General features: G+C 40.9%; 16 protein-coding genes and 1 tRNA gene. 13 read left to right on the top strand and 4 right to left on the bottom strand.

Features of this window, described 5'->3' with window-relative positions; all coding sequences use genetic code 11:
- Positions 1 to 82: 82 nt before the first annotated feature.
- A complete protein-coding gene (locus tag WDA22_10570; protein MFA5833905.1) occupies positions 83 to 751 on the top strand; it encodes a helix-turn-helix domain-containing protein in 669 nt (222 codons plus the stop codon).
- 28 nt (positions 752 to 779) lie between these two features.
- Here WDA22_10570 and WDA22_10565 read toward each other — a convergent pair whose 3' ends face one another.
- Together WDA22_10565 and WDA22_10560 are read right to left on the bottom strand one after the other, a co-directional pair.
- Positions 780 to 1,871, bottom strand: coding sequence for a tyrosine-type recombinase/integrase (locus tag WDA22_10565; protein MFA5833904.1), 1,092 nt, complete (start codon positions 1,869 to 1,871; stop codon positions 780 to 782).
- Positions 1,872 to 1,983: 112 nt separating this feature from the next.
- A tRNA-Leu gene (locus tag WDA22_10560) sits at positions 1,984 to 2,066 on the bottom strand.
- A gap of 336 nt (positions 2,067 to 2,402) precedes the next feature.
- Here WDA22_10560 and WDA22_10555 point away from each other — a divergent pair.
- From WDA22_10555 to WDA22_10500, 12 genes are all read left to right on the top strand, one after another.
- The gene (locus tag WDA22_10555; protein MFA5833903.1) at positions 2,403 to 5,513 is read left to right on the top strand and encodes a two-component regulator propeller domain-containing protein; all 3,111 of its coding nucleotides are present in this window, start codon (positions 2,403 to 2,405) and stop codon (positions 5,511 to 5,513) included.
- Positions 5,510 to 6,169, top strand: coding sequence for a response regulator transcription factor (locus WDA22_10550; GenBank protein ID MFA5833902.1), 660 nt, complete (start codon positions 5,510 to 5,512; stop codon positions 6,167 to 6,169). The genes WDA22_10555 and WDA22_10550 overlap by 4 nt, the downstream gene beginning before the upstream one ends.
- 211 nt (positions 6,170 to 6,380) lie before the next feature.
- Positions 6,381 to 6,731, top strand: coding sequence for a response regulator transcription factor (locus WDA22_10545; GenBank protein ID MFA5833901.1), 351 nt, complete (start codon positions 6,381 to 6,383; stop codon positions 6,729 to 6,731).
- 68 nt (positions 6,732 to 6,799) lie between these two features.
- On the top strand, positions 6,800 to 8,824 hold the full coding sequence (locus tag WDA22_10540) for a T9SS type A sorting domain-containing protein (GenBank protein MFA5833900.1): 2,025 nt from the start codon (positions 6,800 to 6,802) through the stop codon (positions 8,822 to 8,824).
- Between the two features lie 251 nt (positions 8,825 to 9,075).
- On the top strand, positions 9,076 to 10,941 hold the full coding sequence (locus WDA22_10535; GenBank protein ID MFA5833899.1) for a T9SS type A sorting domain-containing protein: 1,866 nt from the start codon (positions 9,076 to 9,078) through the stop codon (positions 10,939 to 10,941).
- 256 nt (positions 10,942 to 11,197) lie between these two features.
- Positions 11,198 to 12,043, top strand: a complete 846-nt coding sequence (locus WDA22_10530) for a T9SS type A sorting domain-containing protein (protein ID MFA5833898.1) — start codon at positions 11,198 to 11,200, stop codon at positions 12,041 to 12,043.
- A 433-nt stretch (positions 12,044 to 12,476) separates the two neighbouring features.
- The gene (locus tag WDA22_10525; GenBank protein MFA5833897.1) at positions 12,477 to 15,428 is read left to right on the top strand and encodes a two-component regulator propeller domain-containing protein; all 2,952 of its coding nucleotides are present in this window, start codon (positions 12,477 to 12,479) and stop codon (positions 15,426 to 15,428) included.
- Positions 15,429 to 15,445: 17 nt separating this feature from the next.
- Positions 15,446 to 16,090, top strand: coding sequence for a response regulator transcription factor (locus WDA22_10520; protein ID MFA5833896.1), 645 nt, complete (start codon positions 15,446 to 15,448; stop codon positions 16,088 to 16,090).
- A gap of 170 nt (positions 16,091 to 16,260) precedes the next feature.
- Positions 16,261 to 16,647 carry a response regulator transcription factor gene (locus tag WDA22_10515; GenBank protein MFA5833895.1) on the top strand — a complete coding sequence of 129 codons (387 nt, stop codon included), beginning with the start codon at positions 16,261 to 16,263 and terminating at the stop codon, positions 16,645 to 16,647.
- 52 nt (positions 16,648 to 16,699) lie between these two features.
- Positions 16,700 to 17,302 (top strand): hypothetical protein, encoded by a 603-nt coding sequence (locus WDA22_10510; protein MFA5833894.1) that lies wholly within the window; start codon positions 16,700 to 16,702, stop codon positions 17,300 to 17,302.
- Between the two features lie 40 nt (positions 17,303 to 17,342).
- Positions 17,343 to 19,151: a DUF1565 domain-containing protein gene (locus tag WDA22_10505; GenBank protein ID MFA5833893.1), complete on the top strand. Its 1,809-nt coding sequence runs from the start codon at positions 17,343 to 17,345 to the stop codon at positions 19,149 to 19,151.
- A gap of 117 nt (positions 19,152 to 19,268) precedes the next feature.
- Positions 19,269 to 20,177 carry a cation diffusion facilitator family transporter gene (locus WDA22_10500; GenBank protein ID MFA5833892.1) on the top strand — a complete coding sequence of 303 codons (909 nt, stop codon included), beginning with the start codon at positions 19,269 to 19,271 and terminating at the stop codon, positions 20,175 to 20,177.
- Positions 20,178 to 20,252: 75 nt separating this feature from the next.
- Here WDA22_10500 and WDA22_10495 read toward each other — a convergent pair whose 3' ends face one another.
- Both WDA22_10495 and WDA22_10490 read right to left on the bottom strand, forming a co-directional pair.
- Positions 20,253 to 21,707 carry an SGNH/GDSL hydrolase family protein gene (locus WDA22_10495; GenBank protein MFA5833891.1) on the bottom strand — a complete coding sequence of 485 codons (1,455 nt, stop codon included), beginning with the start codon at positions 21,705 to 21,707 and terminating at the stop codon, positions 20,253 to 20,255.
- Between the two features lie 33 nt (positions 21,708 to 21,740).
- A complete protein-coding gene (locus WDA22_10490; GenBank protein ID MFA5833890.1) occupies positions 21,741 to 22,961 on the bottom strand; it encodes an outer membrane protein transport protein in 1,221 nt (406 codons plus the stop codon).
- Positions 22,962 to 22,994 lie beyond the last annotated feature (33 nt).

Here is a 22,994-nt window from a genome sequence, read left to right as displayed (position 1 = left end):
GTGTCGCAATGGCGAGGAAAATAGATTAAATATAACAAAAACAGCATATTTTCTCGGATAATATCATTACTAGGAATATAGGATGAGTTTCAGACTCAAAAAGGCAATTATCGAAATTGATTGTGGAAAATCGTTTTCTTCGATGATTTTTGACATAGATCAGAAGGTTGAGCATCCATTATTGGGTGATCATAAATACCTTGTTCCTTTGGATGCAAAAATGTCTGAAGCTGAAATTAATGAAATACCTCTATTCAATTCTTCAGGGCAAACGCAAATAATACGGAATATCGGAAAACATGGGGTTTATTATCTCTATCTTCCAGAAGGATACTATTTAGATAAAATCATAGTTGAGCCTGACGATATAATTGTTGACATATTCTTTAAAGACCACCAATTAATATACTGTTTTTACAACCCCTCAAATCAGAACTCGATTAAGCTTGTATTACATAAAGCTAAAGACGATAAAAAGATATTAGCAAAATTATCAGTAGATCCATCAGATGTAATTTGGAGGCAATATTTTATTCGAAAAGCAATTGTGAAGCCAGATACTGACCTTCCAAGCATTCTGACGCAAACGCAAGTTGCGGATTATCTCCAATTAAGTATTAAAACCATCCAAAACTGGACCAGTGAAAATAAAATACCATATAAAAAAGTTGGGGGAGTGCCACGATATCTAAAGTCGGAAATTGACGAGGCGATAAGATCAGAGCAGTTGGGGAAGAAAAAAAGGAAATAATAGCCCAGGTTTTTCTGGGCTATAATTTTTATGCTACTTTCAATTGTTCGAGTTTTTTTACAGCATCTGAAAGATGTGATGGACTTAAATGGGCATAAACCATTGTTGTTTCAATGTCAGTATGTCCTAAAAGTTTACCTACCGAATACAAATCTGTACCGGCCATAACCAGTTTTGATGCAAACGTATGGCGTAATTTATGAATGTTCCCTTCTAATCCTGCTTTTTTCAAAGCTTTGTTTAAATAGTTAAGCGGGTAGTTTTTACGAATAAGTTCATTATCAGTTCCTGTGAAAACGTATTTTGGATGAATGTTTTTTCTTGCTTCAATTATCTTCATAGCCTCAGAATTTAAAGGGATTGTTCGAGTCCCTCCCGTTTTTGTCTCAAAATCATCCTGCGATTCGATAACGATATGCGGATTTTTAGGATCTAGAAAAACACTGCTCCAACGTAAATAAATCATCTCGTTTCGCCTTAGACCTGTGTGCAATAAAAACTTTATAGGAAGACGCCAATGATCATCTAAGTTGTCAAACAGTAATTTTAATTCTTCGTCTGAATAAAATTCCACTCGGCCCTTCTGTGCAATACGATACTCTCTTAGTTTGAAAGTAGGATTCTCTTCGAGATAACTGTTGGCAACAGCATATGAGAGTAATGATTTAAGAAAGACAATGAGATCGTTCACTGTTTTTTTCTTTAATGGTTTGACTTCTTTGCTGCCTTCAATTAATTCATCAATAAATTCACGCAGATACTTGGCTTCAATCAATCTGATATCAGGGCAGGCGGGAGAAAAGTTCTCGAGGAAATATGCATCAATTCTTCGTTTGTACTGCTCATAGCGTTCTAACGTACGAGCTTTGACATGATGCTTTTTGTCGTTTAGGAATTCTTTTGTAAGATCCTGGAGACTAATGATCTTTTTCTTTTTCGCCGTGATTCCGACTAGGGAGAGATTGAAATCAGTCTGGAGCTTAGCACGCATTATTTCTGCATCACTCTTTTTATTACCGGCGGGGATACGAACGCGTTTGCCGTTTAGACGATAATCCAAAAAATAGGAAGTTCCATTTTTTGTTTTGCGTTCAGCGAGTCTAACTTTAGGTGCACCCATAGAAGTGTTCCTCCGTGTTCCTTATGGTTCCATAAAAAGTGGACACGAATTGGACACAAAAAATGTCGTCATAACTTCTGACCGCATAAACATTGGAGGAAAATTACTTCTGTGCCGAGGAAGGGACTCGAACCCTTAATGCCGTAAGGCGCTAGCTCCTAAGGCTAGTGTGTCTGCCAATTCCACCACCTCGGCAACAAATTCCGATACAAATATACGAAAGGTTCAAAACTTCTCCAAAAATGAAATATTGTGATTTATTGCCTTCGAAAAGAACATTTGATGGAAATATATTTTCGAGTATTTCAAGGGATTAATATTTTCGACATCAAAGCAAGGATATTGGAGCGCATCTACATAGCGGTTTTTTAAAAACCAAGCAAAACTACATTTTTATACTATCGAGTGAAAGACCAACGCTCGTGATATCATGTATCGTGATATCAATTCTTGCAAATGGATGGTGAATGCCATATACTTACCTTCAATTAATTCATTTTCGTCCATCGGCATCCACTGACTGTTGTTATGATGAGAGAAAAACAACTGTTATCTATAGTCATTCTTCTCGTAATCGGGACTGGTCTCGACTTTGCTCAACGTGGTTATCATTTCGACCAATTAACAACGCGTAACGGACTTTCCTCTAATACGGTGAACACCGTCATGCAGGATTCAAAAGGATTCCTCTGGTTTGGAACAGAAACAGGTTTGAACCGGTACGATGGATATCGATTTAAAATTTATCAGAATGATCGTAACGATTCAAACAGTCTTTCCAATAATTATATCTGGACAATTTGCGAAGATAAAAAAGGATGTCTCTGGATAGGAACCGATGGCGGAGGGTTGAACAAATTCGATCCCCGCACAGAAACATTCGTTCGGTTTCAATATAATGCGAATGACAGCACATCACTCAGTACTGATATCGTACAATCGGTATTTCAAGATAGCAAAGGCAATCTCTGGGTTGGAACATGGGACGGAGGTATCAATCTCCTGAAAAAAAACAGCAGCTCATTTATCCGTTATATGAATGATCCAAACATTCCTTTTTCCATCAGCAATAACAAGATTCATTTTATTAGAGAAGATTCAAAAGGGAATGTATGGGTTGGGACCGACGGCGGCGGTTTGAATCTCTTTGACTCGGCTACGAATTCGTTTACTTCATGGAAACACGACGCTCGCAATCCATCGTCCCTTGGCTTTGACATGGTGACGGATATGACTGAAGATTTGCATGGGAATCTCTGGCTGACAACCTATGGCGAAGGGCTTGAATTGTTCGATCGGGAGAGCGGAAAATTTACCCATTTTAAGCTGCAGGGAAAGGATGTAAAACCATCTTCCAATGTATTCTGGAAAATTATTCAAGACAGTAAGGGATTGTTATGGATAACCACGCAGACGGAAGGTCTTGTCATTTTTGACCCTCTTTCAAAATCCTTTACATGGATTAAAGAAAACAAACACCTTCAAGGCGGTTTACCTTCAAATATCCTGCAGGATGTATTTGAAGACAACTCCGGAGTTCTCTGGATTGTCACTGTCGGCAAAGGAGTGGTAAAGACGGACAGGAAACCCGCAGAGTTTATAACAATTCAAAATTCTACAGATGATCCGAATTCTATTCCATCCGGGTTTATATATTCGTTATGTGAAGATTCCAATGGCGATATTTTAGTCGGAACTATTGAGTCGGGAATTGTGCGGCTCGATTCTCAATTGCGTGTTAAAAAACGATACCCGGTCAATACACCCAAAGGGCTTTCTGGAGAATATGCCAGAACCATCTACCGTGACCATGACAACACTATCTGGGTTGGTACGTATTATGGAAAGCTAAATCAACTGGAGAGAAAGAATGATACATTCAATCATTTTGATCTGGATTATCTAAAATCCAATCCGATGAGAAATTTTATTCGGACGATCACAGAAGATGCTGGCGGCAATGTTTGGTTCGGCTCTCAGGGAAGCGGAGGTGTTTCAACCTACGATACAAAGAAAAAACAGTGGTCGTATCTTGTGCCATCGGATACATCTCGAATTGCATTAAGTGGTTATGATGTACTTTCGATCATCGAAGATCGAAAGGAATTTCTATGGGTCGGCACACAAAGTTACGGACTGACTAGAATTAATCGTTCGGATGGAACGGTAAAAAAATATTTTCACGATGCGGCTAATCCCCGATCCATTCCCGATAATTCCGTTCCGGAATTATTTGTGGACTCACATGGGAATTTGTGGATTGGGACGACATCGTCCGGACTTTGCCGGTATGATTATGAAACAGATTCTTTTGATATCTATTCGACGGAAGAGGGTTTGTCGGGAAATTCCATTTGCGGAATACTGGAGGATGATCACGGAAATCTCTGGATTAGCACAATGAATGCGATTACGAGATTCAATCCGGAAACCAAACAATGCACCAATTTCAACTATTACGACGGTATTCGCTCCGAAGAATTCATCTATTCATCCCGGCTTAAAACAACCGATGGCAGAATGTTGTTTGGCGGTACGGATGGGATTACGGTCTTTCATCCGGACAGCATCAAAGAACGGCCCGATAACGCTCCAATAGTGATTACTTCGTTCAAAATATTTAATAAAGAAGTAAAACTTTCCCGGAATATTGCATTTTTGGATACCATTTTTCTTGATTACAAAGATAATTTCTTCTCATTTGGATTTGCGTCGCTCGATTTTACGATGCCAGATCGTACTGAATACGCATACATACTGGAAGGGGTAAATGAAGAGTGGATTGATGCAGGACGCGTACCATTTGTAAACTATACACATGTCGATCCGGGAAATTATTTGTTCAAAGTTCGTAGAATGAACGGTAATAAATCCGCGATCATCGCTGTGATCATCGATCCTCCGTTTTGGATGACTTGGTGGTTCCGATCAATGGTGATATTCGGCTTCCTTTCCGTGGGACCGATCATCTATTATCGGCGTGTCAGTCAGTTGAAAAAAGAACAACATCAGCAGGTGGAATTTTCAAAACAGTTAATTAATTCTCAGGAAGAAGAGCGGAAAAGGATCGCGTCGGAATTGCATGACAGTATTGGTCAGAATCTTTTATTTATCAAAAATTCCGCCCTGCTTGGGACGAATAAGAACGATGTAAAACGCTATACGGATATCAGCGAAACAGCTTCTTCTACCATTGAAGAGGTACGTCGAATTGCTTTCAATCTTTTTCCATATCAACTGGATCGATTGGGTTTGACAAAAGCGATCGAATCCGTTGTGCGATCAATCTGTGAATCATCAACCATTCAACTTCGTAGCGACATTCAACCGATCGACGACATGTTCACCAAAGAACAGGAATCGAGTATTTTCCGGATTGTTCAGGAATGTTTGAATAATATTGTGAAACACTCTGGTGCGGATAAGGGTTCAATACTTGTCAGCAGAACGAATGCTGCAATATCAATTACCGTTGGAGATAACGGTAGCGGATTCGACAGTGAATTGATGAAGCATGACTCAAAAGGATTCGGATTGAAAAATATTCAAAATCGTGTACTGCTGCTTCACGGGAATATAACCTACTCTGCATCGAATGATTGGAAGACGCTTATTATTATTACAATTCCGGTAAACATATGAAGACAAAGATTCGAATATTGATAGCGGATGATCATCCCCTCATGCGCAAAGGAATTCGTGCAGCGCTGGAAGACGAACCGGACATCGAACAGATTATTGAAGCGGAAAACGGCGAGATTGCATACGGCCGGTTAAAACAAGAACCATTCGATATTGCTCTGGTGGATATTGAAATGCCGAAACTTGGAGGCATCGGTCTTTCGCAAAAGGTTATTGCAGAGAAGATAAAGACAAAGATTGTTATTCTTACGATGCATAAGGATAAAGACATCTTCGACCAGGCAATGGACGCTGGTGCACATGGATATCTCTTAAAAGAAAATGCAGTCGATGATATTGTGGAATGTATTCATGCAGTACGAAAAGGAGAATATTTCATCAGTCCTGCAATTTCCGGTTATCTCGTACAACGTTCACAAAAAAATAGTGTTCCGTTTTCTGCGATTCCGTATGTTGACAAACTCACGAATGCCGAACGGACTATTCTCAAACTTATATCGGAAGAAAAAACATCCCAGCAAATTGCTGATGAATTATTTATCAGTCCCAAGACAGTTGAAAACCACCGCAATAATATCTCCAAAAAACTTCATCTCAGCGGCACACACAGCCTGTTGAAATTTGCCCTATCGAATAAAGACTTGCTTAAAGCATAATACTTTTCAACCCAAAAAAAGTTCACCGCCGAGTCCGCTGAGAACGCGGAGAATTGTAAGTCATTATAATAAAAAGCATCCCTTCGGTCTCTGTGCCCTCTGCGGTGAGCACAGGCCTGATCACCCCCCCCTATCTAGGTGCTTTCACTTATGTATTTGAGTGTCCCCATCTATTTAAAGCTCCTCTCCGTATCTGCACATTACATAAAAAATGAAACTTCTACTGGTAGACGATAACGACAAGATCAGGCAAATAATGAAGGATTTCTATTTGCCATACTTTAATGAAGTAGTTGAATGTGCAGACGGCAAGGAAGCGGTTGAACAATTCCCATCTCTTCAACCGGACTGGACAGTAATGGATATTAAAATGAAATCAATGGATGGCATTGAAGCGGCACACAGGATCTTGTCGGAAGAAGGAAAAGCAAAGATTATCCTTGTCTCTCAATTCGGCGACGAAGCGACGGTTTCGGCGGCTGTGGCATGCGGTGCTGTTGCATTTGTAAAAAAAGATAACCTGGAGAATGTGATTGAAATAATTCGACGGACAGATGAATAGTTGTCCTATATAGCATCCGTAATATTCAATTATCAATGATGTATAATAAAACTAATAGCGAGGTTATGATGAATACAATTCGACACCAATCAACACTGTTGTTGGCCATTGCCTGCTTGTTGATTGTACCAGAGCGGGCCAATGCACAATGGTCAACTGACCCAACAGTTAATAAAGCGATCTGTACGGCGTCCAATGATCAACTCCTTCCAGCAATACTCTCGGATGGCAGCGGTGGAGCCATTATTACCTGGTCTGATTCCAGAAGCGGCACGAGTAATAGTAATATTTATGCACAACGTATCAATTCGGTTGGGGCAGTACAGTGGACAAGTAATGGAGTGGCAATTTGTACTGCAGTAAATAGTCAAGTGAACCCGGCTATTATTTCGGACGGAAACGGCGGAGCTATCATAACGTGGCGTGATCCTAGAGCCAGTATCTTTAATAATGATATCTATGCTCAGCGTATTGATGCTAATGGGTTGGTGCAATGGACAACCAATGGAGTTGTCGTTTGTTCAGCAACAAATCACCAGACTGCTCCCGTTATCGCATCGGACAGCAAAGGAGGTGCTATCATTTCATGGATTGATCAACGGAACGGCAATGATGCCGATGTTTATACTCAGAGAATAAACTCTCTTGGAGAAGTTCAATGGACTGCAAATGGAGTAGCAATCAACACGCTCACATTTCAGCAATATGTTTCTAGTGTAATCGCCGACGACAAGGGAGGAGCTATTCTCTGTTGGTCGGATGGACGAAGCGGCAATGTTGATATTTATGCCCAGCGCATCGATTCGAGCGGCGTGGTGAAATGGACATCAAACGGAATTGCTGTCCGGTCAGGGAGTGGTACCCAGGATTATTCATCAATAGTCTCTGATAGCAGCGGTGGAGCTATTATTACATGGCTTGACAACTTCAGCGGATCAACCGATGTTTATGCTCAGCGTATCGATTCCAATGGGGCGGTACAATGGACAGGTAGCGGTGTTGCAATTTGCACTGCAACGGATAACCAGGAAGTACCAAAAATTGCGACGGATGGCAATCACGGTGCTATCATTACCTGGTCAGACCTGCGAAGCGGAACCCAGTATGATCTCTATGCCCAGCGTATTGCTGCCAATGGTATAGTACAATGGACAACGAATGGTACAGTCATCAGCTCGGCATCAAGTAATCAAACAGCACCAACCATAACGCCGGACGGCAGTGGAGGCGCAATAATCGCTTGGATTGATAACAGGTCACGTGCCAATGACATCTATTTACAGCGTATCAACGCTGCCGGAGCTGTGCAGTGGACAAGTGATGGCGTTGCAATTGCAACGGCGACCGGTAGTCAAGGAGCGCAACAAATTATGTTAAATACCAATGGTGAAGCGATTATTACCTGGGAAGATTTTCGAGGCGGATCAACTTCGGATGTTTATATAACAAGAGTCTCTTCTGAAGGGGCACTTCCGGTTGAACTCACTAGCTTTACCGCGGTTGGACAAGGTTCATCCGTACTGTTAAATTGGAATACTGCAACCGAAGTAAACAATTATGGTTTTGAGATAGAGAGAAAAAAGATTCGCGATTCAAGATTCAGGTCTCAGGATACTCCTGAATCTTCCATCATGAGTCCTGCATCAACGTGGTCCCGAATCAGCTTTGTTGAAGGAAACGGAACAACTAATTCTCCCAAAGAATATTCATTCAGCGACAATAACATTCAATCGTCGGGAAAGTACCTTTATCGACTGAAACAAATTGACCGCGACGGAAAGTTTGAGTATTCGCAAGCAGTGGAAGTGACGATAGGAAGTGTCCCGAAAGATTTTGCTCTCATTCAGAACTATCCCAATCCGTTTAATCCAACCACCACGATCGGTTTCACGCTTCAGGCTTCAGGTCCCACCACATTGAAGATCTATGATGCGATTGGTCGAGAAGTAGCCACGCTGGTGGATGAATTTCTGGATGCAGGTGTGTACCATCAAAACATATTTAATGCATCGAACCTTCCAAGCGGTATCTATTTCGCTAAACTTTCTTCGGAAGGGAAATCTCAGATTAGGAAATTAATGCTGCTAAAATAATGCTATCGAAGGTAGCGATAAATGGTGTTGAATAAAACAACATGTTTTTTTCAATTAATGGGGGATAATATCCCCCTTTCCTTTTATATGTCTTTCCGATAAATAAAAGAGCAGGCCTTTGTGGTGCTTGCGTATTTTTTGCAAAATCGGAAAAAAGAGAGTGAATTCTTGAATTGACTTTTAATTCGCACTTCTCTATGTTAATTGAATATTCAAATGCTTTTATTCTTTAACTAACTGTTGAGAGTGCTATGAAAAAGTTACAGCATGTTGTCGGATTATTGATAATTCTTTTTTTTAGTTCAAATTTATTGTGGGCTCAAACCGGGCCTGGTGGTATTGGAAAAACCGACGGAACATCTTCGCTGAAGTTGTGGTTAGATGGGGCTGATGCGTCAACAAAAACTTTGAATAGTACTGCGGTATCGCAATGGAGTGATAAGAGCGGTGTAGGGAATCATGCGACGCAAAGTACATCCAGTAAACAACCTGCGAACAATTCAATAGGAATTAATTCACGCCAAACAATAACATTTGACGGTAGCGACGACAATTTTGTTTTACCGAGTAACTCTGTTTTATCGAACAATGCGCCCTGCTCCTTCTTTTGCCTGGTAAAGCCAACCACCCTTTCTGGATACAAAACGGTCTTCTGCGCTGGTGTTGGCGGTGGCTATACAGCATTTGAAACTAATGGTACCAAATTTAACTTTTATGACGCGGCAGATGGAATTCATACTACAGATGGGGCAACCACTTTGAGCACTGGCACAACCTATATTCTTGATGTTCATATAAGTTCAGGTACTGGTACGGCAATACTGAACATGAATCTAAATGGTGTGAACGATTTTACATCCTCTGCTACCACCTTCGGAACCGCTATCGGTGGCGGAAATTCTGATAGAACAATCGGTGGGACAGCTTCGGGTGCTCAGTTTTGGAGCGGAGAAATTGGGGAGGTGATTATGTATAATACAAAACTTAATTCCGCCGAAAAAATTATCGTTGGGAGCTTTCTTGGAACAAAATGGGGTACAACATATTCGGGAAGTAAATATGGTGGCAGTTCAACATTTGGAGATAATGTTATTGGTATCGGTAAAGAATCCGACGGAAGCAATACTTCGGCAAAAGCGGGCGGATTAACATTAATCGATAATAGTTCGTTAAATGCCAATGGTGAATATTTGTTAGCAGGGCACACAACCGGTACAAACTCAGTGGTAACGAACGATGTTGGTTCATCTGGAGCAACTCATCGATGGAACAGAATTTGGTACTTGGATAAAACTGGAACACTTGATGGTGCAAATGCACAAATAGGATTTGATTTTTCCGATGCGGGAATGAGCGGAAACCCTGTCACCGCTGCGAACTATAGATTGCTATTTCGTTCTGGAACTACAGGTGATTTTAGTACTGTTACTACGGCAACCTCCTTGATCAGCGGTGATAACATGAACTTTACTGTTACCGATGCAAATCTTGTTGATGGTTATTATACTATTGGAACAACAGACAATACAAACTCACCACTTCCGGTAGAACTTACATCTTTTACTGCTCACGCCAAAGGTGCTAATGTTGAATTGATTTGGAAGACAGCAACAGAAGTAAACAATTATGGCTTCGAAGTCGAACGCCGCGATGCAGATGGACTCCACATCCATCTAGGTTGGACAAAAGCAGGTTTAGTTGAAGGCAGCGGCACAACAAACGCTCCGAAAGAATATTTATTTCAAGATAAAAATATAAATACCGGTAAATATTCGTATCGACTCAAACAAATTGACCGTGACGGAAAGTTTGAATATTCCAAAGAAATCGAAGTGTCTATTGTTGGAGGGCCTTTGGTATTCGATCTGATGCAAAATTATCCCAATCCGTTTAATCCGACAACGGTGATTAGTTATCAGATTCCGATGATTGGCCATATCTCATTAAAGGTATTTGATGCTCTCGGTCGGGAAGCAGCAACTTTGGTGGATGAGACAAAAGAAGCGGGAGTATATTCAATTACATTTGATGCTGCAAAGCTATCAAGCGGAATATATTTTGTAAAACTGCAGAGTGTTGGAAGTACCCAAATAAAAAAGATGATTCTCATGAAATAACATTTCAGAAACGATATCATACAAAATAGTCCGATTATACGAGTTCACTCGATCGGACTATTTTTGTTTTATCCTCTATGTGTCCTGCAATACAGACGTTGATTGACAAGCCTATTCAATTTTGGTAAGTTGACATCATAAAAGTAAATCTCCGAAATTGTCGTTGCCAAAGTAAGGTCGGTTGATAATGAAAGATCTCAACAAAGAAATCACCAATGTGTATGTATCACAAACTAAACTTACAATGGAGTAAACAATGAAAGTGATACGAAAATTATTGTTGGTTTCTTTTGTTATTGTCGGTGTCCTTCATGCGCAAGGAATTCTCAACAGCGGTTTTGAATTAGGTCGGAATAATGGCTGGACTGAATCGAGCACAGGAAATTTTACGCTCATAAGTACAGCCGCTGGTTTTGCTTCTGCGACAATATCACCGGCAGTGACCCCTCATTCAGGACAATATATAGCACGGATTGGGGGTTTCAATTACGAAGTCAATTCAATTTCACAAACGGTAGCATTGCCAAACACTACTCCATTGTATCTCAAATTCTATTATCAGGATCGTAATGACGTCGGTTCCGAATGTAATGCCTTGTGGGGTGGGCAGATCCGGGTATATATAGCCGGACAAAAACTTCTTGATACCTACATATGCTATTACAGCCAAAAAGAAGTTTGGACTGCCGGATATTTTGATTTGAGTGCCGCTGCCGGGCAGACCGTCGAAATGAAATTTCAAGCGGATGCGGCACATTCATCCTGGTCGTTTCTGTATCTTGATGATATCAGTTTTACAAATACGACCGACGTTGAAAAAGAAAAAGATATTCTTCCAAATAGTTTTGTGTTGTTGCAAAACTATCCCAATCCATTCAATCCCACGACCATGATAAGTTATCAGTTACCGACGAAAGCGTATACAACATTGAAAGTGTATGATGAGATCGGAAGAGAAGTAGCAACATTGGTGAATGAATTGAAAGGAGCAGGATATTATTCCGTCACGTTTGATGCATCAAAATATTCAAGCGGCATTTATCTTGCAAAATTGCAAAGCGGCGATAAAATTCAATTGAAGAAGATGACAGTATTGAAATAGTATGAAAGCGGCAAAGAATCATACAGAGTAAACACAATACGTTGAGAGGAATAAACGACGATCATCGGACTAGTGTTCGCGGATTGCACAGAAAAGCTGCGCTACATCTTTGTCTGAGTAGATTTGCCTTGGGTGAAGACCAATCCATGGTTGCAGTGTTTGATTGGCTATGTATGTCAAGGTCAATTAACGTAGTTTGTTCTGTGGCTGATCTCCTTTCTTTTGAATGAATTGGTTTCTACAAAATATCGAATTTCAATGTATGTAAAAGATCGATGTTCAGTCGTTTCTATACAATCTGATATCAAGTGTGTAAAAATGATAAACGCAAAAGGTGGATATTCATTCGCCTTTTGCATTTGTTCACTATCCTTTTATAACTAACAAATGTATTAACTTCAGTGAGTTATGTATATTGAATAATGTATAGCAAATGCAAAAGATATTGACACTTTCTTTCAAGATGGAGCAAAATCTGGCTTCCAAATTATTATTCTCCCAAATATTATTCATCCTATCAACGTTCTCACCGTTTGCTTTGTCACAAACCTATTCGTTTAAGCATTACTCATCCGCAGATGGCCTGGAATTAGCTTCCATCAATACGATATTTCAAGATTCAAAAAACTCTCTTTGGTTTGGCGGTATTGGTGGAGCTTTCCGTTATGATGGGAATCGCTTTATACGGTATGCAACAAAGGGAGCAGAACGATCCGTAGTTACTCGATTTGCAGAGGATGCATCGGGGACGATTTGGATTGCAACGGAAGGAAACGGTATTGCAAAAGTGCGGTATGGAGAAAAAAATAGTGTTGAATGGATAACGGCAAATCAAAAAATCATTTCCAGTGATTCGGTATATGCATTACTGAGCGATAGTTTAGGAACAATGGTCATTGGAACAAGGAGAGGTGCAGTAGTCTTATGGAATAATGGAACAACCACATATCTTACCAAAGATTCCGGTTTGCATAGTGACTGGGTGCGGATCATGGCCAGAGACAAATCTGGGAAAATATGGATTGGAACGAACGGAGGAGTAACACAATACACTGTAGAGAAACAGAGAATTGTTTCATGGAAAAAAATACATGACGCTACAACACTTGCAATTATTGTTCAAAAAGAGGGGAAAGTTGTTTTTGGAACGACTGAAGGAAGAGAGGAAGAGAACAAGGGAGTATTCGGATATCACAATAATACAAAACAGCGAATCCTTCATCCGAAAGAATATGATGAACCAATAAAAACACAGTCATTACTGGAGGATTCAAAAGGTTCATTGTGGATTGGAACGACACGGGGTATCATCGTCAGACAGAACGGAAGGACTGTTCGTATTCGAACACCACAAGGATTGGTGAGTGAATCGATCGGTTGCATTATGGAAGACCGTGAAGGGTCAATTTGGATCGCAACTGGGAACGGAGCAATGAAACTTCCAAGTCGGTATACATTAAATTTCAAAGAACTGCAGGGAATATCCGGCATCTTGACGGTGCTAGTAGATAAATCAAATACTGTGTGGTGCGGTGGTTTTTCTCCGTTGTATAAAATAGAAAAAGATCATAGCGTCCATATCTTGGACCAGAATCCTCTTCTGAAAGATTTAGTGGTCTTTAGCATGACGGAAGACAAGAGTGGGCAAATATGGTTCGGTACACAGTCTGGACTGGTTATGTACGACGGCAAAAAATTTGTACGACAGAAAATTTCCGGTAAACCTGCCATGCTGTTTATTTCTTCTCTTGTTGCAGATAGACACGGGGGAGTTTGGGTAGGATTGAAAGGGGAGATTGTGAATATTAAAAACAAGAGCATTGTTGCCTCCTATGGCGTTCGCGACAAAATCCCCGACAATGATATTTCAACAATGATGATTGATCATGAAGGTCGATTGTGGTTTAGTACAGACAACCGGGTCGGATATATTCAAGACGGGGTAGTATCAACATTTGATTCAACAGAAGGAATGCAGAGAAAGAGAGTTGAACGGATGATGGAAGATTCTCAAGGTAGGATCTGGTTTGTGTTGGGGGGGCGTGTCGTCTACAGAAAAAATGGAGAGTTTCATCAGCTTTCAGATTCGCAATTTCACGATGGGAATATCCGTGTGACGACGGTGCATGAAGATTCATCCGGACATTTATGGTTTGGAACATTGTCGGGAGTGATAGAATGGTCAGATTCAGTCCTTGCGCGATACGATACCCGGGACGGTTTATCCGGAGATATTATACAAGCAATCGATGAAGATAATGAAGGGAATCTTTGGTTTGCCACATCCGGAGGGTTGACCAAATTTCCACGTTCTGAACAACTTTCGTCTATCCCCAAACCTTCTGTAAAAATTGAACGATTATCAGGTGAAAGTGAGCAAACGATAGTTACTGCAAAAACTATCCTTTCGTATGATGAACGCACGGTGACGTTTTTGTCAACGTCGTTAAGTTTTTACGATGAACGAAATATGGAATTTCAGTACAAACTTGCAGGTATTGAAAACGAATGGAACTCGGCAACAAAACAACGGACCATTCGATACACAACGCTTCCATCGGGTGGATATACGTTCTATGTTCGTGCTCGGAATAGGAACGGCGAGTGGTCTACTCCGGTAGCATATTCATTTGAAATTCTCTCGCCGTACTGGAAAACATGGTGGTTTATAACAATAACGCTGATCATTTTTTCGGGAATCGGCTATGGAATAGTAATGCAGCGGATCAACCGTTTGAGGAAAGAGGCGCAATCACAGGAGTTATTTTCAAAGCAATTGATGGAAGTGTATGAATCAGAACGGAAAAGAATCGCTTCCGAATTGCATGACGGACTCGGCCAGAATCTGTTGATTATCGCAAATCGGGCAAAGATGGGCTTAAAGAAGGAAGAACGATCATTGATGCAAAAGGAATTTGAGATCATTTCTGACAGTGCACTGGAATCGATCAACGACGTCAGGAAGATCACCTACAATCTTCATCCACTTCAGATTGATGAGATTGGAATTACCTCAGCGGTCGAATCTATGTTGAAACGGATAGCAACGCTTATTGACAACACATTGTCTTATACTATTGAACAGATTGATGATCTTCTCCCCAAGGAACAGCAGATTCATCTCTATAGAGTCATTCAAGAAACACTGAACAATTCAATAAAACATTCCGGCGCAAAGAATATTGAGGTTATCGTTGTGAAAGACGAACAATCGATCCGGATGATCATTAAAGATGATGGAAAAGGATTTGATCCAAAAATTAAAAAAGAAGGATATGGAATGCGCAGTTTAAATGAACGGGTGAAAATTCTTAATGGACAATACGCTATTGAATCGTCACCGGAAAAAGGAACTGTCATTAAAATTACAATCCCAATAGTATAAAGAGAGATACAATTTCTATGAAAACAATATTCATTGCAGACGATCATCCGATCTTTCGAAAAGGACTGATAGAAATTATTTCATCAGAGGCTGACTTTGATGTGGTCGGAGAGAGCGGCGATGGTATTTCCGCACTGAAATTCATCACAGAACGGAGACCCGATATTGCACTACTTGATATTCAAATGCCCAAAATGAATGGCTTTGAAGTGTTGAGAAAGATCAGCGAATTAACACTTCCAACTAAGGTCGTATTTTTGACGATGCATACTGAAGAACACATCTTTGAAAAAGCGATGGACCTCGGTGCAAACGGATACCTTCTGAAAGAATCTGTGACGGACGATATCCTCCAATGTATCCATAATGTGCTACAGGGAAAGTTCTATGTTACCGCTTCCATCTCCGACTACCTGTTTAGATTACATGATAAGTTGAAAACCGGGAATAAAGAACATGGTTTGCACAGACTTACGTCCACCGAGATGAAGATTTTGCGATTGATCGCAGAAAAAAAATCGAGCAAAGAGATTGCCGATATATTGTTTGTCAGCATTCGAACAGTGGAGAATCACCGCAATAATATATGTACTAAGCTCAATCTACACGGTGCAAATGCCCTCCTTCCATTCGCCCTTGAAAACAAACATCTTCTCGTTTGAATTGATGCCGCGCCGCTTCAGCATTATCCTGTAGCGTGTAATCAAAAGAACCTCCTGAAAACAATAACAAAATGTTCATTTCTGAACTCCAACCTCTGAGTATTGATACTCATGAAAATTGAGTATTCATCGCTACATCATATTCGGACTATTTTATCCAATTTCGATCAATGAAACCAAGCGGCATTGTAACGATTATGATTGTGGATGATAATGAAAGAATTCGGGAAGTTATCAAAGATACTCTTTCAGTCATCCTTTGTTCTTTCATTGAATGTTCCAACGGGCGTGATGCTATCGATTCTTATAATCGGTTACTCCCAGATTGGGTGTTGATGGATGTGATGATGAAACCGATGAGTGGTATAACAGCTCTTTCCGAGATCAAGAAACATCATCCTGATGCAAAAGTGATCATGGTGACTAATTCCGTTGAAGAAGGAGTACGTGATGCGACATTGAAAGCAGGGGCAGCCGCGTTTATTCAAAAAGAATCACTGTCATTATTGCCGGATCTAATAAAGGAAAAAACAGCAATATCTATTAAGATCAAATGAAATGTAATTCGATCGTAATTATTTAAATAACAAATATCGTAAGGAGGATACCTTGAAGTTAAATAGAATGATTCTCATTGTACTAGCGATGATCATGATAACAGCAGGATGCAATTTAATGGATAAGAAACCGTTGCTTCCTGCTGGAGTGACAAGTGTTGTGCAACACAGTGTGGACATCTCATTTGGGGATTATACCACCGAGACAGTTTACAACAACGGGAAGTGGTTCAAATCCATTGGGCACTTTAAGAATGGAAATCTTTTTTACGAAACGTATGTGATGCGAAATGACACAACAAGCATTATTCATACCATTTCCTTTTATCCTTCCGGAAAACTTCTTAGAACATCAATGAGAGTAAATAATGCCGTAATAATGGAACAATCCTTTCATGAAAATGGGCAGCTCAGTCTTGAACGAAACTCCGCTGCAGGGTATGAACGGGCCTGGGATGAGGATAGTAAACCGTTCTTTGAAAACAATGACTTTCGCAAGAATAATCGAACGATCTACGCATGGTATTCCAACGGACAGATGAAGGAATTATCAGAGGTAACTGATGGCGAGCGAAATGGAAAATGGTTTCAGTGGGATTCGTTAGGCAGAAAAACACGGAATGAAGTATATAAAAATGGAAATATAAAAAAGTAGTAATGAACTACAATCAATCATTTTGCTCAATGGAGGATCGATGAGAAAGAGGTATCGTTTGCTGTGGGTTACAGTAACAACAATATTGATGGTGTCTGTATCAACCGCAACCAATTATTTCGTGAATGCCATGACGGGAAGTGACGGTAATGCCGGAACGTCGTCTGGAACGGCTTTCAAAACAATCACCAAAGCATTGTCTGTTGTTGCAAACGGTGATGTGATTAGTGTCGCTGCCGGAACATATAATAAAACACTCGGAGAAACCTTTCCGCTGAGTATGGTGAGCGGAGTAACATTGAGCGGGTCGGCAGGTGCTGCGACAACAATTATTGATGCAACTGGTGACGGACATAGGGTGCTCAATTGTATTTCAAACTCTTCAACAACAATCGTTCAAGGATTTACGATTACCGGCGGATATGCTATAGATACTTCAAGTTTTACGAACTTTAGCAAAGGAGGAGGAATTTATATTGAAGATGGGTCGCCGATCATTCAAAACAATATTATTACGCGAGATACTGTTCGGGGATATGATTTTTATCAGCCAACTGGCGGAACTCAAGGCGGCGGTGCTTATGGCGGTGGATTATATTTAGCATCTAGCACAACTGCTACCATTCGAAATAATGTGATTAGTCATAATATTGCATTGGGTGGAGGAGGTAAGGATTTCCGTGGAGGGTGGAGCGGTGATGGCACTTCGGGCGGAAATTCGTACGGAGGTGGTATCAATTCGTCGAGTGCTGGTGCGGCATTAATTATGAATAACACATTTTATGGTAACAAATCAACCGGCGGTCTTGGTGGTTCTTCAAACAGTCAAAATGCAGGATACGGAGGTAATGCCAATGCCGGTGCGATAGATGCAGGCGGCAGTACCTTGGTGAAGAATAATATTTTCTGCAACAATTCTGCCGTTGGGGGAACTACCGGGGGAGGGAATAACGGAAGCGCTGGGACGTCAAATAACGGTGCAATACGGTCCTTTGTTTCAGGGAATCTTTCCAACAATCTCTATTACAACAACACGGCTACAACCGATGCCGATGGAGCGACCTTAGGTACAAACAATATTAGCGGAAGCGATCCTCTGTTTGTAAGCACAACGAATTATCATTTTACAAGCACATCATCACCGGCATATCATGCTGGAACACCAACTGGTGCTCCATCAACAGATCTGGATGGAACGACACGCTCTGGTACTACGCCTTCCATCGGAGCTTACGAAGGTGTTGATCCGCTTCCCGTAGAGTTAATAGCATTTTCTGCACTTGCTCGGGGAAGAACGACTGAACTCTACTGGAAAACGGCAACTGAAGTAAATAACTATGGATTTGAAATTGAACGCCGAATCCTCTCCCAAACCCTCCCTCTAAAAGGGGGAGGGCGGGGTGGGGATGAGTGGACCCGCATCGGTTTCGTTGAAGGCAATGGCACAATCAACTCTCCAAAAGAATATACCTTTATCGATAAAAACCAATCTGCTGGAAAATATTCTTATCGCTTAAAACAGATAGACCGTGACGGAAAATTCGAATATTCACAGCAAGTTGAAGCAGTAATTAACACCTCACCGCTGAAATTTGAGCTTGCACAAAATTTTCCTAATCCATTTAATCCCACAACAACTATCGGATTTAGCATACAAGTCGATGGATTTATAACGTTGAAAGTGTATGATGTGATTGGTCGGGAAGTGAAAATGCTGGTGAATGACGCGAGAGCTTCAGGATCATATTCTGAAACATTCGATGCGAAGAGACTGACAAGCGGCATCTATTTCGCCCGACTGACATCCAATGGAAAATCACAGGTGAGGAAATTGATGCTCCTGAAATAATTCTGAAGCACATTTCAATTTCATTGACAGAAAGTCCTGAATGTAATTCAGGACTTTCTGTTTTAAAGAGCAAAATTTGTATTTCTTCAATATCAAATAATTTGTACTATAATATTGATGAATTCTCAACGACAACAACAACAGTTTGCTATCCGTCTCTCCCTCGCCATCGGCGTATTGATGCTGGTCGGGAAGTGGTATGCTTACCTTATTACCGGATCTGCAGCAATTCTTTCCGATGCGGCAGAGTCGGTTGTGCACATTATCGCCGTGGCATTCGCTGCATACAGCATGTGGCTCAGCTACCAGCCGGCGGATGAAAGTCATCTGTATGGACATGATAAAATCAGTTTTTTTTCCGCCGGTATTGAAGGTGGACTGATTATCATCGCAGCACTGTTTATCATCTATGAATCGGTCTCAAAATTAGTCACCGGCATTGTCCTGCAAAATCTTGACTATGGAACATACATCATTTTCGGCGCATCGGTCATTAATTTGGGTCTCGGCGGATTTTTAGTGTGGCGCGGAAAGAAATCAAGCTCATTAATTCTGATCGCAAATGGTAAACATGTCCTCACTGATTCCTGGACAAGTTTTGGTGTTGTAGCGGGACTGTTATTGACACAATTTACCGGATGGTTACCATTCGATCCGTTGGTTGCAATAGCCGTAGCATTGAATATTTTGTGGGAAGGGGGAAAACTTGTTCGCCAATCTGTCGGCGGATTAATGGATGAAGCGAATCCGGAGCTTGAAAAAAAGATTCATGCAATACTGCAAGAGGAGACAACAAAACGGGGATTACATTATCACGAGCTTCGATATCGGGATAGCGGAATTTCTGTCTGGATGGAATTTCACCTACTGTTCCCGAAAGGAACAATGCTTGAAGATGCCCACGCCGTGTCAACGGATATTGAATATACGCTTTCACACGCTCTTGATCAAAAGGCGCGCATTATCACACATCTTGAGCCGATTGATGATCACGATAGTGTTCATCCACCTGGATTAAGACATTAATTTGTTTCACGAAAGCATTATAAACAAAAACTCCCGATCGATGATCGGGAGTTTTTGTTTTAAAAACTATAGCTGTTAATTCAGCCACAAGCTCAAGAACGGTTTCCACGATTGATACGAATCGCCAATAATCATCTTGCTGTTTGGAACATATTTTGCAAGTGGTGTTACGGAGATTCCGGGAAGGGCTGCAACATCAACTTCGGAAATGGAGAATCCGAATTTTTTATTGAGTGCTTTGATGTATTCATTGGCTACAATTCCTTGTCCTTTTGAGGAGGGATGCACACCGTCTAAACTAAACAATTGTCCGGTAATGAAATCAGTCGTGTATTTTACACCGCCAACGGTGATCCCATTTGCTTTAATGTTATTAAAGATTGTGTTTACGTCGACAAGAGCGGCATTATTCTTTGTTGCTGCTGCTGCAATTGTTGAGTTAAACGAAGCGATCGCATTTGCAGCAACAACTTGTTCTGCTGCATCCAATACCAATGCATCCGGTAATGGATTTTGTGGGTGCACACCAAACTGCTTTGTCGTATCAATTCCCGTAGGTAATGCCGGATATTTATTGTCTTTATACCATTTTCCGCTTGCAACACCTATATAGGGAGCATATGTGCTGGCAGTTAATGTCAAGAAGGGGGCATTTGCTTCTGTAAATCGTGAAGAATCCATTGCAACACCTGTATTTCCACCTTTTTGATAACGAGCATAAACCCCGGTAGGTAATGCCGCTGCTACTTTGGGTCCTATGGTGGTGAAATAGGGAACGGCTTTTACATCAGGAATATTTCCAACAACCAGTTTTGCATTGGGAAGGTTTGCACGCAATGAATCAAGAGCAGCATTGTAGAATGAAGTAAACATAGCTGCTGGTGTTGGAACAGCTGTTCCGGTAAATGCACTTTTTGCGGTTCCGCCACTTGTTGCATAACCGAGAACGTCATTGTTTCCAAGCCAGAAGGAGACAAGGTCAGGATTTAATGCTTTTGCCTGTTTTAAGATACTTGCACCAAATGAACTGCTGCGTAGAACATGTCCAAAGAATGGGTTTGCTCGCGCAGTGCTCTTAGATATGAAGTTTGTCGTATCGAGAAAATCATAAACGATCGAACCAGGAATTCCTAAATTATCATAAGGTCGTGCTAGGTTCAAATTTGACGCTGTTCCCGGAGCTAAACCTTCCGTGACAATGACAGGTCCAGTGAGGCTTTTCAATACTAAACGTGATGATTTTCCATCGGCGCCGTATGAACCTGGATCTTCCCAATATGGAATTTCAAATGTACCAATTGTTGCACTGGCCGCAACCAATTGTTTTGCGATCAAATTCGGATATCCATTGACCTGCGCAGATCTATATAATCCACCCGATTGATATCCAGCGGTCAAACTGTTCCCGATGGATACGTACTTTTTGACATCGGCTTTTGCTTTTGCTTCAACCGGTGCATCATCTTCTTTACATCCGACCACGAGCAGAGCCATGATGCCAAGAATCAATCCTTTTTGATACATCTTCATTGCGGTTCTCCTTATAGATTAAGTTGAAAAATATTAAAAGGTATATCCAAAATTGAAACCAAAAAGATTTGCATTGGCATTATAGGTACCATCAAAATCTCCGTATGTTTGTCCTGGATTTCCATTATTATCAAAGTCCGTTCCGATTGCTTTAATCTGGTCGAACTGCAGGGAGAGATACGATACATCGACATGCATATTTTCATTGATCTTATACCCTAGACCGACATTAAATCCGTTTCGATTGGCATCAGGTAACAATGGATCGACATGTTTTGTTGTTACCGGTGAATTGTCAAACAAATATCCTGCCCGAAATTGGAACTCATCCATGGTATACTCTCCACCGACACGAATAATATATGTGTTTTCATAATCTTTCGGATTACGACTGTTTTTTGAAGGGTCTTTTTTAAATTCTATCAATAATTCTTTATAGGTAGACCATCCAACATATTGATAGTCTGCCTCAACTTCAAAATTCTCCATCACTTTATATGCTACACCAACAAATGCGGTTGAAGGAAGTTCAAGAGCAGCGGATGCATCGCCCGATGGAGTGGAGCCTGGAATGTCAGGTGTAAATTGTGCTGTACCGGTAGCATCAAGTTTTACCGAACTGCGATACGATATGCCGAGAGATAGTTCGGGAGTAAATTTGTATAGTGCACCAAGATTAAATCCATATCCCATTGCACTTAAATCCAATGCTACTTTCACCCCAGGAATATAGTATCTGCTTAACGTAACAGCTCCTGTCACCACATTAAACCCGCCACCCAGCGAAAGTTGATCGCTTATTTTATAGGCTAATGTTGGAGTAATAAAAAATGATTGGAGATCAACTTTTACGGAGAGTTGATTTCCGACCCAATTCTCCGGCCATTCGGTTCCTAGTCCAAAAGGATTGTTTACACCAATACCCAGTACTAAGTTTTCATTTAATGCATATGTTCCATAGAGATTGATTGGTGGAAAAACTTGATCGACCATTTTGGTTTCTTTTACGCTTGGCAACGGACCGAAAAATTTTGATGTTGGCATAATGATGGTCGATCCAAGATACACCGAACTACCGGATTGAAATCCAAGTCCTGCCGGATTAAAGAATATAGCAGATCCATCATAGGCACGTGCAGCCCACGCCCCACCTTGTGCCATTGCCCTAGCCCCATGCTCATTTAGTTGAAATCCCCCTGCAAGCACCGCAGTGGAAACAGTGAAAACCATAACAACGGTCAATAAGTATTTCACGTAAACCTCCTTAAATGAATAATTTGTGGTTAA

Source organism: Bacteroidota bacterium, from assembly GCA_041658205.1.
In the GTDB taxonomy this organism is placed as follows: Bacteria; Bacteroidota; Ignavibacteria; order UBA10030; family UBA8401; genus UBA8401.
Note: the sequence above shows the minus strand (reverse complement) of the source record. Positions and strands in the feature narration are given on the sequence as shown.